Raw genomic sequence first — 13,800 nt, forward strand, 5'->3', positions numbered from 1 at the left:
CACCGGCGGCAGGGCCGATACCTCGCTTGGCTATGGAGCATTTTCTTCTCTCGGGCGCCCCGGAAGGGTTCGACGCCGCCTTGCTGGCCAAAGAGCTCGCGAAGGGCAAATCGGTCATCCATGTCGCGCGCGACGATCGCCGTCTGGCGGCCATGCGCGGGGCACTTGCGTTCTTCGCGCCCGAGGCGACGGTGCTGGACTTCCCGGCTTGGGATTGTCTGCCCTATGACCGGGTCTCGCCCAATGCCGATATCTCGGCCACGCGCATGGCGACGTTGGCCGCGCTGGCCTCGGGCATGCCCGGGCCGTTCGTTCTGCTGACGACGCTCTCAGCTGCCATGCAGCGCGTGCCCGCGCGCGAGGTGCTGGCCGGTGCGAGCTTCACCGCGCAGGTTGGCAAGCGGATCAACGAGCAGGCGTTGCGCGAATTCCTCGTGCGAATGGGCTTCTCACAGGCCTCGACCGTCTCCGAGCCCGGCGATTACGCGATCCGCGGCGGCATCATAGACATCTTCCCGCCCGGCGAGGGCGGCCCGGTGCGGCTCGACCTGTTCGGCGATGTGCTCGACGACGCGCGCGGCTTCGACCCGGTGACCCAGCGCACGACCGAGAAGCTGAAAGGCGTGGAGCTTGCGCCGGTCTCAGAGGTCATCCTCGACGAGGCCGCGATCACGCGCTTCCGGCAGAATTACCGGATCGAATTCGGCTCGGGCGGCGCGGAAGACCCGCTGTACGAGGCCGTCTCGGCAGGGCGCAAACAGGCGGGGATGGAGCATTGGCTGGGCTTCTTTCATGAAAAGCTCGAGACGGTATTCGACTATCTGCCCGACGCGTCGGTGATGCTCGACGATCAGATCGCCGCGCAGCAGGAAAGCCGGTGGGACGGGATTGCGGATCAGTATGACACGCGGCGCGAGGCGATGACCCGGCGCGACCGGCTGGATTCGGTCTACAAACCCGCTCCGCCGCAGCTTTTGTATTTGAACCCAGAGGGTTGGGAGGCGGTGTTGAAACCGCTTCGCGTGCTGCGCCTGCAGGTGATCCCGGCACCGCCCGGACCCGGCATCCTGAATGCGGGCGGGCGCGTGGGGCGCAATTTCGCGCCCGAGCGCAAGGTCGAAAACGTCAGCCTGTTCAGCGCCTTGAAGGATCATGTTCAAGCGCGTCTGGCCGATGGGCCCGTAGTGATCGCTTCTTGGTCCGAGGGGGCACGTGAGCGTCTGCGCGGGTTGATGGAAGACGAAGGGCTGATCGGCGCCAAGCTGATCGGCTCTGCGCGCGAGATCGGGCCGGGAGTGAACCTCACCGTCTGGCCGCTCGACGAGGGGTTCGAAGCCCCGCGCGACGGCGGCGAGATGACCGTGATTTCCGAGCAGGACGTGCTGGGCGAACGGCTCGTCTCGAAGCCGCGACGCAAGCGCAAGGCCGAGAATTTCCTGACCGAACACACGACGCTGTCGCCCGGCGATCTGGTCGTCCATGTCGATCACGGGGTCGGCCGCTACAAGGGTCTGGAGACGGTCACGGCTCTTGGCGCGCCGCATGAATGCGTGCTGCTGGAATATGCGGGCGGAGATCGCCTCTATCTGCCGGTCGAGAATATCGAACTGCTCAGCCGTTATGGCCATGAGGAAGGCTTGCTCGACAAGCTCGGCGGGGGCGCGTGGCAGGCCAAGAAGGCCAAGCTGAAAGAGCGCATCCGCCAGATCGCCGACAAGCTGATGCGGATCGCGGCCGAGCGTCACCTGCGCAACGCGCCAATTCTGGAAGCGCCGCATCACGAGTGGGAAAGCTTCGCTGCGCGTTTCCCTTATACCGAGACCGACGATCAGATGAGCGCGATCGAGGATGTGGTGGACGATCTGAAATCGGGTACGCCGATGGATCGTCTCGTCGTGGGCGATGTGGGTTTCGGCAAGACCGAAGTCGCGATGCGGGCGGCTTTCGTCGCCGCGCAATCGGGCATGCAGGTCGCTGTGATCGCGCCGACGACGCTGCTTGCCCGCCAGCATTACAAGACCTTTGCCGAACGTTTCCGGGGCACCGCGCTGAACGTGAAACCGCTCAGCCGTTTCGTCTCCGCCAAGGAGGCCACGAAGACCCGAGAAGGCCTGCGCGACGGCACGGTCGATATCGTGATCGGCACCCATGCGGTTCTGGCGAAATCGGTGAAATTCGCCAATCTCGGCCTCCTGGTGATCGATGAAGAGCAGCATTTCGGCGTGCAGCACAAAGAGCGCCTGAAAGAGATGCGCTCGGAGATTCACGTGCTCACGCTGACCGCGACGCCGATCCCGCGCACGTTGCAACTCTCGCTGACCGGGGTGCGCGATCTGTCGATCATCGGCACGCCGCCCGTCGACCGGCTAGCGATCCGCACCTATGTCTCCGAATTCGACACGGTCACCGTGCGCGAGGCGCTGCTGCGCGAGCATTACCGGGGCGGGCAGAGCTTCTATGTCGTGCCGCGGATTTCCGATCTTCCCGAAATCGAGGAATTTCTGCAAACCCACGTGCCGGAGGTGAAGTATCTCGTGGCGCATGGGCAGATGGCGGCGGGCGAGTTGGACGACCGGATGAACGCGTTTTACGATGGCAAATACGACGTGTTGCTGGCGACGACGATCGTCGAAAGCGGCCTCGATATTCCGACCGCGAACACGATGGTGATCCACCGCGCTGATATGTTCGGCCTGAGCCAGCTTTACCAGATCCGGGGCCGGGTGGGTCGCGCGAAGACTCGGGCTTATTGCTACCTGACGACGAAGCCGCGGATGCCGCTGACGCCGCAGGCGCAGAAACGGCTGCGGCTGCTGGGGTCGCTCGACAGCCTCGGGGCCGGGTTCAACCTTGCAAGCCAGGATCTCGACCTGCGCGGCGCGGGCAACCTTCTGGGCGAGGAACAGTCGGGCCATATCCGCGAGGTGGGTTACGAGCTGTATCAATCGATGCTGGAAGAGACGATCTCGAAGCTGAAATCGGGCGAGCTGACCGAGACGGCGGATGGCGACTGGTCGCCGCAGATCAATCTCGGCGTGCCGGTGATGATCCCGGAGGCCTACATTCCCGATCTCGACGTGCGCCTCGGCCTCTACCGCCGCCTGTCGAGCCTGACGACCAAGGTCGAGCTGGAAGGCTTCGCCGCCGAGCTGATCGACCGCTTCGGGGAGCTGCCGAAAGAGGTCAACACGCTGCTGCTGGTCGTCCGGATCAAGGCGATGTGCAAACGCGCGATGATCGCCAAGCTCGATGCCGGTCCGAAAGGCGCGACCGTCCAGTTCCACAACGACAAATTCCCGAACCCGCAGGGTCTCGTGGAATTCCTGACCGCGCAGCGCGATCTGGCGAAGGTGAAGGACAACAAGCTGGTCATTCGCCGCGACTGGAAGAACGACAAAGACAAGATCAAGGGCGCCTTCGCGATTGCCCGCGATCTGGCCGAGAAGGTTATCGAGGCGAAGAAGGCGAAGGCCTGAGGGGCTCTGCGCGGAACATCACCTGTCCGCGCGGCAGCATCCGGTCGTCGCGGGTGAGGCGCCAGCCTGAGGCGTCCGCCATTGCGTAGAGCGCCGCTTCCGAGAGGTGATAGGGCGCGCGGACGGCATGGGTGACGACGCCGTCTTTCTGGCGGTGGCTGGTCGCCTCGTCGGGGGCGAGGAACACCGTCAGCAGCACGCATTCCAGCTGAGGAAAGCGCTGCAACCCATTGAGACAGCGAGTAATTGCGTCGCTCTCAAGATGCGGGAAGACGCCGAAGGCGATGGCATGGGTGATCGTGTCGGTGACACCGGCGAAGGTGAAATCCGCATCCTCCACCAACTGCACAGGATCGAGCCGCTCGCGAGCGTCAAGCTCCGCCGCATAGCCCGCGAGCATCAGCGCGCGCGACGCATCGGTACCCCAGTAATGGCCCGGCTCCAGATAGGGCACCGCCTTGCAGCCAAGCCGCAAAGCGCCCGCGCCGATATCGAGAAGCACGTGATCGGGCCGCAATCCGTGATGCAGCAGCGCGGCCATCTGCGCGCGGCCCGTCTCGTCCCAGCGACCGCCCACGATGTCGCGGTGGCGGCCCTTGGCGAGCGCCTCATCGTAGAACCCTGGTCGGGCATAGGGCGAGGACATCAGGAACGACTCGGGACCGGGGAAAGATGCGCGGGTATGCGCCCTTTGCCCCCGTGCGTAAAGCCCCGTCAGTCGGTCTCCTGCGTCTTGCGGATCAGCCACCAGGCGAGGCTCGAACAGATCAGCGTCGCGACCACCATCGGCAGTGCCGTGCCGTTGAAGGACAGACCCACGGGGGCTGCGATCACCACCGCGCCCACCGTCGAGATCGCGGCCACGATCGAGGCCGCCATGCCCGCGATATGGCCCATATGCTCCAGCGCCAGCGCATTCAGGTTCCCGAAGGTCAGGCCCGCCATCGCGAAGACCGAGACCGAATAGACGAAGATGAACGGGAAGCCGCTTGCGCCATCGGTCAGCCCGCTAAGCACCAGCACCAGCATGACCGCAGAGATCGCCACCTGAGAGATATAGGTCCCCTTGACGATCTTGCGCATCCCCAGCCGCATCACGTAGCGCGCATTGAAGATCGTGGCCGTGCCCGCCATCAGCGCGCCAATGGCGAACCACATCGGGAAGGTGTCGGTCACGCCATGCGCCGCGTAAAGCTGTTGCGCGGTCGACAGCAGCGCGAACATCTGCCCGAAACCCAGCGTCATCGTCACGATATAGAGCCGCACATCGGAATGGGTGATCACTTCCAGCGCCGCAGCGCGCAGCTTCGACACGTTCAACGGGCGGCGATCCTCGGGGGCGAGCGTTTCCGGTTGCCGGATCATCAGCCAGCTCACGCCGACGCAGCCGAAGACCATGAAAGCCCAGAACACGCCGCGCCAGCCCGCAAACGCGATCACGAGTTGGCCGATCGACGGCGCCACGGCGGGGACGAGGATGAAGATCATCATGATGAAGGAGGTGATCTTCGCCATCTCGCGCCCGGCAAACAGGTCGCGCACCAGCGCCATCACGGTGATCCGAGGCCCCGAAGCGCCGATCCCTTGCAGCACCCGCGCGGCCAGCAGCGCCTCTAGGCTTTGGGCGTGGGCGGCGACGAATGCCCCGACCATGTAGATCGCGATCCCGCCCGCGATGGTCTTGCGACGCCCGAGCGCATCCGAGATCGGCCCGGCAAACAGCGTGCCGACGCCCATACCCAGAACGAAGGAGGTCAGCACGAGCTGCGCGCGGTTGACCGCATCGGGGCTCAGTTCCTCCGCGATTTGCGGTAGGGCCGGCAGCATCCCGTCGATCGAGAAGGCGACCGTCGCGATCAGCGAGGCGAGCATGACCGTAAGTTCGGGCAGCGAAAGAGGCGTGCGCGCCCGGGGCGCGTCAGAGATCTGAGACATTCTGGGGGACTTTCCGAAAGTCGGATTTATTCGAAGCGCGAGCATAGGGAGCTGCGCCGATTTGGCCAGAGGGCCGGGCGCGCAGCCCCCTGTGCGCTCACGCGATAGTGACGGCGGCTGCGACGCCGGACGAAGCGGTCAATGCTGGGTTGCGTCGGAGGGTGCGCCGGACAACTCGTCGATCACCTGCAGCCACAGCTCGGTCGGTTGTGCGCCGCTCACCAGATGCGCATTGGCGACAACGACCGAGGGCACCGCGTTGATCCCACGCTCGCGCGCATGCGCTTCCTTGGCGACGATCGTGTCGATATCGGCATCCGACGCCAGCAGCCGCTCCACCAGTCGCGGATCCATCTTCGCGGCCTCCGCCACCTCACACAGCACGGTCGCGTCGCCGATATTGCGCCCGTCGCGCCAATGCGCGGCCAGCAGCCCCTCCATCACGTCCTCCTGACGCTCTTCCAGCCCCGCCCAATGGAGCAGGCGATGCGCGTCGCGGGTATTGGGCTGATGGGTGACGCGCTCGGGGTGGAAATCGTAGCCCTCGGCCTCGGCGATCTCGAGGAGTTGCACATGCATCTTCGCGGCCCCGTCCTGACCGAATTTCGCCTGCAGGTAATCGGCGCGTGCCATCCCCTCGGGCGGCATCGTCGGGTTCAACTCGAACGGCTGCCAGGCGCGCTGAAACGGGTGGTTGGGACGTTGCGCCAAGGCCCGGTCGAGGCGCGCCTTGCCGATGAAGCACCACGGGCAAACGGGATCGGCGAAAATATCGAGCGTGATCATGAGGGGACCTCCTGTTGCAGCATGGTGCGGATTTCGGAGCGCAGCACCTTGCCGTTACGGTTGCGGGGCAGGGCGGCGATATGGGCGTAGAGGCGGGGCTGCTTGTAACGCGCAAGCCGCGCCTCGGCATGAGCGCGCAAACTGTCTTCTTCCGCCTCGCCGGTATAGGCCAGCGCGATGACGCTCGCATCGGCCTTCACCGCGATCTCGACGGCGGCCACATCGCCCGCGCCGGGGCAGTCATGCATGACCTCTTCGACCTCGATCGGCGAGACCCGGAAACCGCCAGCATTCATCATATCATAGCCGCGCCCGAGATAGGTGATCGCACCGTCTTCACCCATCGAGACCGTGTCGCCGGTCACGAACCACGGGCCGATCCGGCGCGCCGCCGTCTCTTCGGGCGCATTCCAATAGCCCAGATAAAGCCCCGGATCGCTCTCATGGATCGCAAGCTGACCCGGCTCGCCGCGCGGCACCGGCAGCCCATCCTCGCCCAACACGGCGACATGACGACCCGCCTGCGGATAGCCGCAGGTACCGGGCGGCGCAGGATGATCGGGGCTGCCCGAGATGAAGGTCGAGCATTCCGACATGCCGAGCGCCTCATAGACCTTCGTGCCCGTCGCCGCGTTCCAGGCCGCGCGCGTGGGGTCTGGCAGCGCCTCGCCCGCGCTCAACCCGTGGCGCAGCTTCGGCAGCGACAGCGTCTCGTGATGCTTCAGGATTTGCCGATAGACGCCGGGGGCGGCGGCGAAGATCGTCGCGTCGAACCGTTTGAGCAGCAGGGGCAGGCTGCGCGGCTCGACCCCGTCCGCCGGGATCAGCGCGGTCGCGCCCAAGGTCCACGGGTCCATCAGCCCGGTCCCGAGCGTGTAGGTCCAGTTGAAGGCGCCCGCATGCATCAGACGGTCGTCCGGCCCCATGCCATACCAGCCGCGATACATCATCTGCCGCGCCCAGATCGCACGATGCGCGTGCATCACCGCGCGCGCCGAGCCGCCCGTGCCGGAGGTGAAGATCATGTAGGCGAGGCGGTTCGGATCGCCCATCGCGTAGTCGCAGGGCGCGGCCTCCTCGGCCTTGCGCAGAATTTCGGCAGGGATCACGCGCGCCGGATGGTCGGGCAGGGCGATCCCGTCGCCCGCCACGACCGCCGCCGGATCGAGATCGGCCGCGAGCTTGGTGATCTCGGCCCCGGTCAGCTGCGCCGAGGTCGGCACCGGCACCAGCCCGGCTGCGATGGCGCCAAGGAAAGCGATGGGAAATTCCGGCCCGTTGCCCAGCCGCAGCATCACGCGGTCGCCGGGCGTCAGCCCCGCGTCGAGCAAAAGCGTCCCCGCACCGCGCACCGCCGCGATCAGCCGCCCATAGGACCAACGCTGCGCGCCCGAGGGCTTCACGATCTGCATCGCCAGCTTGTCGGGGGTCGCCGCGCCAGCCGCCAAAACATGCGCGGCCATGTTGAAGGCGCTAGGCGGGTCGGGGATCGGGTCTGTGCGGTAAACGGAATCCATGCAACCTAGCTAGGACGCAGCGGGCGCCCGAGCAAGCCCGAACGCGCCGACATCACTTTCGCTTCGCCTTGGCGAAAATATCCCGGGGAGCGGCGGAGCCGCGGGGGCAGAGCCCCCTGCAACCTAGGTCACGCGCGCGACGCTCACTCTTCGTCGTCGTCGCCGAAGCGGGCGTCGTCGTCATATTCGTCTTCGCCCTCGCCGACATATTTCGCCGACAGCGCAATCGAATGACCGTCATGGGTCGGGTCCATGACCACGTCGGACGGCAATTCGCCCCGCATCCAGTCGCGGATTTCGTCGCGCGCGTCGGCCGGTTCCTGTTCCGTCAGCTCGGCGATATACCGGATGAAGGCTTTCTGATCGCCGTCGATCTCGTCAAGTTCGGCCTCGTCGGCTTCGGGCCACTTGTCCACGATCGCCTCGTAAAATGCCGCCCAGTTTTCCTCGATATGGTGCCATTTCATCGCTTTTGATCCTTTTCTTCGCGGCTCGTCTCACGGGCGGCCCTATTTCTGAGAAAGGGACGCCCGGGGGGCTTTGCAAGGCACAAGGCAAAGATACCTCGCGCGGTTCCATATCGTGATCAGTTCCGGGAGGTTACCTGAACCAGCCCTGCACCGAGCGCGCACCGCCAGAGATGTCGTCGCCCACACCGGCCACCGTGTTGCAGCCCGCCAATGCCGCAGCGACTGCTGCCAGAAGGATGAGTCTTTTCATTGTCCTGCCTCTTGATACCACCAGACATCGGGTTGGAAACCCGGCCATGCCCCGTATAGCGGGGTCTTCTCAGGGTAGTGAAGCTGCTTGATATGGGCGATGCGGTCAACCGGGGCATACCAGATCGGGATGACATAGCGACCTGCAGTCAACACTCGGTCGAGCGCATGGGTCGCGGCGACGAAATCCTCGTGGCTTTTCGCATCGAGCATGGCTTTGACCATCGCCTCGGCGGCGGGGGAGTTCATGCCCATCCAGTTGCGCGAGCCGGGCTGTTTCACGCCTTTCGAGCCCCAGTAGAGGTTCTGCTCGTTACCGGGCGACAGCGACAGAGCGCGCCAGTACCACGCCATGTCGAAATCATAGGCATTGGTGCGCTGCGTATATTGCGCGTCGTCGATCACGGTCACTTTCGGGAAGATACCCAGCTTCTTGAGCGCCTCGATGTAGATATCGACGATGCTTTGCGTTTCTGCCGCGCCTTGCTGCAGCACGATCTCGAAGGTGAAGGGCTTGCCGTCCTTCTTAAGCACACCATCGCTATCGACCTGCCAGCCCGCGTCTTCCAGCAGCTTCGCCGCGGCGCGCATGTTCTTGCGGTTGCGCACGCCGCCGTCGGAGGTGGGCAGGCTGTAGCCGTCAATCGTGCCGGGCGGCAGTTGATCAGCGAAAGGCTCCAGCAGGGCTTTGACCTTGGCCGCTGCGGGGCCGTGCTTCATTCCCAGCTCGGAATTCGAGAAATAGGAGGAAATCCGCGGCTCCGCGCCGCCATTGATGGTCTTGTTGATGAATTCGAAATTGAACGCGTCGATCATCGCCTGACGCACCCGCCAATCCGCGAAGACCGGGTTGCGGGTATTCATCACCAGCCCCTTGATGCCCGAAGGACGCCCGTTCGGGATCTCGGATTTGATCACGTCGCCCGATTGCACGGCGGGGAAGTTGTAATTGCGGCCCCAGTCGGCGGCGTTCCATTCGGTATAGCTGTCGGTCTCGCCGCCCTTGAAGGCCTCGAACACGACCCCGCCATCGCCGAAATAGTCGTAGCGGATCGTGTCGAAATTGTTCCGGCCCTTGTTGAAGCCCAGATCCTTGCCCCAATAATCGGGGTTACGCTTGAGCTCGATGAATTTGCCAGGATCGACACGACCCACGACATAAGGCCCGGACCCGATAGGTGCCATATTGGTGGTGGAGGCGAAGTTGTGCCCCTCCCATTGCGCTTTCTCCAGAACCGGGCGCATCCCCATGATCAACGCCATTTCGCGGTCCTTCACCTCGGGTTTGAAGGTGATGCGGACCTTACGCTCGCCGGTCTTCTCGATCTTCTCGACCTTCGACCAGGCGTTCTGGTAGCGCGGATGACCTTCGGTCCCGAGCGTTTCATAGGACCAGATGACATCCGCGACCGTCACCGGATTGCCGTCGGAGAACTTGGCCTCAGGGCGCAGGGTGAATTCCACCCAAGTCCGATCAGGATCGGTCTCGACCGATTCGGCGAGCAGCCCGTACAGCGTGAAAGGCTCGTCCATCGAGCGGCCCATCAGCGATTCGGCGACATAGCGGCTGATTCCCTCCGCCGGGCGCCCGTTCAAAATCCACGGGTTAAGCGAATCGAACATGCCGGCCACGCCAAATCTGATCTCGCCGCCCTTGGGCGCGTCGGGATTGGCATAGGGCAGGTGGGTAAAGCCGGCCGGAAGTGCAGGCTCTCCATACATTGCAATCGCAGGTTGTGGCTCCGCAGCAGCGATCCCTGTAAATACAGGGGCGAGCCCGAAAAGCGCCCCGCCGAGTAAATGGAAAAACACCGATCTCGTCATGTTAACAATCCCTGCCTTGCCTGCATTTATTGGCGCCAAGCTAGCGAGAGGTTTGAAACTGCGCAAACTTTTCCCTTGGAGAGCGGCGCAGGATTGCTTATAAGGGATGCACTGCTCGATAGGTTTCTTGCCTGTATGAAACCTGCCTCATGACTTGACGCCCGCCCTAGCGCGGGCGTCTTTTTTTACGTCATTCCCCAAGAAAACAAGGTCCTCACCGCGATATCACGCGGTATTGCGCTTGCAGCATGGCGTTCGCAGGCGCGGCACGGCATGATCCCGGCGAATCCGTAACTTATCGCCACCGAAGGAGAGAACATGTCGCTTCAGGGAAAAACCGCCGTCATTACCGGGTCGAATTCCGGGATCGGTCTCGGGGTCGCGCGCGAACTGGCGCGGGCCGGTGCCGATGTCGTCATCAACTCCTTCACCGATCGCGATGAGGACCACCAGCTCGCCGCCGATATCGCAAAGGAATTCGGCGTCACCGCACGCTATATCAAGGCCGACCTGTCGAAAGGCGCCGAGGCGCGCGCGCTGATCGAGCAGGCGGGCAAATGCGATATCCTCGTGAACAACGCGGGCATCCAGCATGTCTCGCCGATCGAGGACTTCCCGGTCGAGAAATGGGATGCGATCATCGCGATCATGCTGACCTCGGCTTTCCACACCACCGCCGTCGCGCTGCCGATGATGCGCAAGGCGGGCTGGGGCCGGGTGGTCAACATCGCCTCCGCGCATGGCCTGACCGCCTCGCCCTATAAATCGGCCTATGTCTCGGCCAAGCACGGCGTCGTGGGCCTGACCAAGGTCACAGCACTCGAGACAGCGAAGGAAGACATCACCGTCAACGCGATCTGCCCGGGTTATGTGAAGACCCCGCTGGTCGAGGCACAGATCCCCGATACGGCGAAGGAATACGACATGACCGAGGAAGAGGTTATCGAGAAGGTCATCCTCGCGCGTCAGCCCTCGAAGGAATTCGCGACGGTGGAGCAGATCGGCGGCACCGCCGTGTTCCTGTGCTCGGATGCGGCGGCGCAGATCACCGGGACGACGATCTCGGTCGATGGCGGCTGGACCGCGCTGTAATCGGAAGAACCTCTGGCGGAGCGGCAACGCTCCGCCGGATCAATAGGGGCGCGACGAGAGCGCGCGCTCATGCGCCTGTCGATGGGCGATCACGGCCTCCAGGCGGTTCTTCACCCCGTATTTCTGCATGATATTCGTCATGTAGAACTTCACCGTCTTCTCGCTGATTGCGAGGCGCGTGGCGATTTCGCGGTTGGTCTTGCCGCGTTCCAACTCCCGCAGCACCTGCATTTCGCGATGGGTGAGGTTCTCGCTCTCGGATTTCTCCTGCCCAGAGAGCGCCGCCTGCAGCAGCGCCGCCGCGAAGCTGGGCGAGACAAAGGTGCCGCCATGCAGGATCGCGTCGATTGCGGCCTGCAACTCCGAGACGCCCACGCCCTTGAGAATGTAACCCTTCGCGCCCGCGCTCATCGCTTCGATCGCGGTTGCGGGCTCGTCGCAGGCCGTCAGCAGGATGCATTGCATGGACGGGTCATGATCAATGATTTTGCGCAGCGCGTTCAGCCCGCCGCCGGGCATGCTGAGATCGAGGATCATGACGTCCGGCCTGCGCGTTCGGGCAAGCTCGATCGCGTCGATGGCAGAACTGCCCTGATCGATCACGTCGATCCCGAGCGCGTCTTGCAGGACGGCACACAGCCCCTGCCGGAAAATTGGATGGTCATCGATAATGCAGGCCGTCGTCGGCACGAAATCGGACATGGAAATACCCCTTAAACGATCCCGCGACCGCGTTCCCCAACGCGCGACGGCCAGGCCGTCCGGAATGCCGCGAAATCCTTCTTCCCCCTGACCAACAGAATGAAGGTGTCCTGAATAAACACAATAAAGAAAGACGCTTACAGAATAGTCCGATCTGGCTATCGCTATAGACCGATAGGATTACGTTCGCGTCACCTTTAGGGGGCGTCTGGATCGAGCGGGATGCGGCAGACGACCTTCGCGCCTTGCGGCTTGAGACGTCGGAATTCGAGCGTTCCCCCGAGCGATTGCGCCCGGAATTGCATTCCCGGCAGACCAAGCCCACCCTCGCGGTATTCGCGTTCCTGCGGGACGGTTTGGCCGGGGGCCGCGCCGCTGTCGGAAATGCGCAGGACGAATGAGCCATCTTCTTGATAGGTTTCAATTTTCTGTCTCGATCCGGGCGCGTGGCGCGCCGCATTGGCCAAGGCCTCCTGCACGATCCGACCCAAGGTGCGCCGCGTCGTCTCGGTCAGCTCTGGCGCGCCCGGCACAAGCGAGAGCGAGACCTGCGCCCCGGTGCGTCGGCCATGGTCCGTGGCGAGCGTTTCGATCAGCGCGGCAAGCGTCGGCGCGGCATCGAATTGCGGCGCGACCAATCCGCCCGAGATGGCACGGATTTCCTCCATCGTCTTGCGCGCGACTTTCTTGATTTCCGCGACAATCCCGGCCGCTTTCGGCTCATCAGTCGCGCCGGGGGAACGAATCATATGCTCCAGCCGGTCGATCTCCAGCACCAGATAGGAGAGAAGCTGGCATGCCCCGTCATGCAGGTCCGCGCCGATACGCCGCTTCGCGCGCTCGTCGATATTGGCGGCGTTCTGGGCTGCCTCGGCAATCGAGCGGTGCAATTGCGAATTGCCCAGCAGCAGACGCTCGCGCTCGGCGAACTGACGGCGGAGCTCGACGGTCTGGCGCTCGATCGTCAGGCTGCCGCGCCGCACGATCAGGAACAGCATGGTGAAGACGATGATCGCCACCGGCCCCACGAAGAGCCACGTCGTCTTGGCGGAGGTCAGCAGCGCGCCCCGGACCACATCGGCATTCTGATAGAATTCGCCCACCGCCAGAATAGCGCCGGTCTCGATATCGCGCAGCGGGGCGTAGATCTCATAGAGCTGCACGCCCAGCGCGCGTTCGGCATCATGGGCGGCGTCTTCCAGATCGGGAAAGCGCCCGAAGACCTTCCCCTTGAGCGCCTCGAAAATCTCGTCGTCGGGCAGGACGTGGCCATGCCCGGTCTCGGGCGCGAAGACCAGCTTGCCTTCGCGGCTCCAGATCTTGATGGCGAGGAAATTGCCCTGTTTGCGAAACCCCTCCGCCAGCGCATCCAAGGCTGCGAAATCCTCGGGGAGCAGGGCCTCCGATCGGCCCAGCGCCTGTACATGCGGCTGCAACAGGTTCTGCATGTAGAACGCGGCCGTATCGGCAGAGGCGTCGAGCAGCCGGGTCGTCGCGCGGGTGTTGATCCAGTACGCGAGGGAGGCGAGCAGGAGGCTCAGCACCAGCCCAAGCCCCACGAGAAACTGCAGCGACAGCGAAAACCCCAGAAACCAGCGCAGCGGGTTTCGCACCGTCTGCACCGCGTCCGGGGCCCCCAAACCCCCGACCTTGGTCGCATCGCTCTTAGACCTTTGTCCCATAGTCCCTTGCGTCCTTTGGCGAGGAGCGTTCCCGACCATAGGGGAGAATCTCGTTCGACCTAAGACA

11 protein-coding genes are annotated in these 13,800 nt (G+C 63.9%); 2 read left to right on the forward strand and 9 right to left on the reverse strand.

The features are described 5' to 3' along the window. The first annotated feature begins 32 nt into the window (after positions 1–32). Complete coding sequence (mfd, locus tag AKL02_RS10190; RefSeq protein WP_083079296.1) at positions 33–3,476, forward strand: transcription-repair coupling factor; 3,444 nt, start codon at positions 33–35, stop codon at positions 3,474–3,476. On the opposite strand, the gene AKL02_RS10195 is transcribed toward mfd, so the two are convergent. The 7 genes from AKL02_RS10195 to AKL02_RS10225 all read right to left on the reverse strand — a co-directional run bounded on the left by AKL02_RS10195 (position 3,448) and on the right by AKL02_RS10225 (position 10,257). Then, on the reverse strand, positions 3,448–4,224 hold the full coding sequence (locus AKL02_RS10195; protein WP_232621593.1) for a class I SAM-dependent methyltransferase: 777 nt from the start codon (positions 4,222–4,224) through the stop codon (positions 3,448–3,450). The two genes, mfd and AKL02_RS10195, sit on opposite strands and share 29 nt — an antisense overlap. Then, the gene (locus AKL02_RS10200; protein WP_232621594.1) at positions 4,191–5,411 is read right to left on the reverse strand and encodes a multidrug effflux MFS transporter; all 1,221 of its coding nucleotides are present in this window, start codon (positions 5,409–5,411) and stop codon (positions 4,191–4,193) included. The genes AKL02_RS10195 and AKL02_RS10200 overlap by 34 nt, the downstream gene beginning before the upstream one ends. 138 nt (positions 5,412–5,549) lie before the next feature. Next, positions 5,550–6,197 (reverse strand): DsbA family oxidoreductase, encoded by a 648-nt coding sequence (locus AKL02_RS10205; RefSeq protein WP_083079298.1) that lies wholly within the window; start codon positions 6,195–6,197, stop codon positions 5,550–5,552. Next, entirely contained in the window at positions 6,194–7,714 is a 1,521-nt protein-coding gene (locus AKL02_RS10210; protein WP_083079299.1) for a class I adenylate-forming enzyme family protein, read from the reverse strand. Before AKL02_RS10210 ends, AKL02_RS10205 begins: the two co-directional genes overlap by 4 nt. 143 nt (positions 7,715–7,857) lie before the next feature. Continuing rightward, on the reverse strand, positions 7,858–8,181 hold the full coding sequence (locus AKL02_RS10215; protein ID WP_078520654.1) for a hypothetical protein: 324 nt from the start codon (positions 8,179–8,181) through the stop codon (positions 7,858–7,860). 133 nt (positions 8,182–8,314) lie between these two features. Beyond that, positions 8,315–8,434, reverse strand: coding sequence for a lipoprotein (locus AKL02_RS10220; protein WP_108722431.1), 120 nt, complete (start codon positions 8,432–8,434; stop codon positions 8,315–8,317). Beyond that, positions 8,431–10,257 (reverse strand): extracellular solute-binding protein, encoded by a 1,827-nt coding sequence (locus AKL02_RS10225; RefSeq protein WP_083079300.1) that lies wholly within the window; start codon positions 10,255–10,257, stop codon positions 8,431–8,433. The genes AKL02_RS10220 and AKL02_RS10225 overlap by 4 nt, the downstream gene beginning before the upstream one ends. Positions 10,258–10,575: 318 nt before the next feature. Between AKL02_RS10225 and AKL02_RS10230 the strand changes: the two genes are divergently transcribed. Continuing rightward, positions 10,576–11,349: a 3-hydroxybutyrate dehydrogenase gene (locus AKL02_RS10230; RefSeq protein ID WP_078540977.1), complete on the forward strand. Its 774-nt coding sequence runs from the start codon at positions 10,576–10,578 to the stop codon at positions 11,347–11,349. 39 nt (positions 11,350–11,388) lie between these two features. Here the strand turns inward: AKL02_RS10230 and AKL02_RS10235 are convergent, their stop codons facing one another. Further along, positions 11,389–12,051 carry a response regulator transcription factor gene (locus AKL02_RS10235; protein ID WP_078520657.1) on the reverse strand — a complete coding sequence of 221 codons (663 nt, stop codon included), beginning with the start codon at positions 12,049–12,051 and terminating at the stop codon, positions 11,389–11,391. A 197-nt stretch (positions 12,052–12,248) separates the two neighbouring features. Continuing rightward, the gene (locus AKL02_RS10240; RefSeq protein ID WP_165757032.1) at positions 12,249–13,733 is read right to left on the reverse strand and encodes a sensor histidine kinase; all 1,485 of its coding nucleotides are present in this window, start codon (positions 13,731–13,733) and stop codon (positions 12,249–12,251) included. Between the last annotated feature and the right edge of the window lie 67 nt (positions 13,734–13,800).

It is taken from the genome of Thioclava electrotropha (assembly GCF_002085925.2).
Lineage (GTDB): Bacteria > Pseudomonadota > Alphaproteobacteria > Rhodobacterales > Rhodobacteraceae > Thioclava > Thioclava electrotropha.

What these genes read in the sequence shown, in the direction of transcription:
- mfd (WP_083079296.1), top strand. Translation starts at nt 33, where the DNA reads ATGGAGCATTTTCTTCTCTCGGGCGCCCCGGAAGGGTTCGACGCCGCC.
- AKL02_RS10200 (WP_232621594.1), bottom strand. Translation starts at nt 5,411, where the DNA reads ATGTCTCAGATCTCTGACGCGCCCCGGGCGCGCACGCCTCTTTCGCTG.
- AKL02_RS10205 (WP_083079298.1), bottom strand. Translation starts at nt 6,197, where the DNA reads ATGATCACGCTCGATATTTTCGCCGATCCCGTTTGCCCGTGGTGCTTC.
- AKL02_RS10210 (WP_083079299.1), bottom strand. Translation starts at nt 7,714, where the DNA reads ATGGATTCCGTTTACCGCACAGACCCGATCCCCGACCCGCCTAGCGCC.
- AKL02_RS10215 (WP_078520654.1), bottom strand. Translation starts at nt 8,181, where the DNA reads ATGAAATGGCACCATATCGAGGAAAACTGGGCGGCATTTTACGAGGCG.
- AKL02_RS10220 (WP_108722431.1), bottom strand. Translation starts at nt 8,434, where the DNA reads ATGAAAAGACTCATCCTTCTGGCAGCAGTCGCTGCGGCATTGGCGGGC.
- AKL02_RS10225 (WP_083079300.1), bottom strand. Translation starts at nt 10,257, where the DNA reads ATGACGAGATCGGTGTTTTTCCATTTACTCGGCGGGGCGCTTTTCGGG.
- AKL02_RS10230 (WP_078540977.1), top strand. Translation starts at nt 10,576, where the DNA reads ATGTCGCTTCAGGGAAAAACCGCCGTCATTACCGGGTCGAATTCCGGG.
- AKL02_RS10235 (WP_078520657.1), bottom strand. Translation starts at nt 12,051, where the DNA reads ATGTCCGATTTCGTGCCGACGACGGCCTGCATTATCGATGACCATCCA.
- AKL02_RS10240 (WP_165757032.1), bottom strand. Translation starts at nt 13,733, where the DNA reads ATGGGACAAAGGTCTAAGAGCGATGCGACCAAGGTCGGGGGTTTGGGG.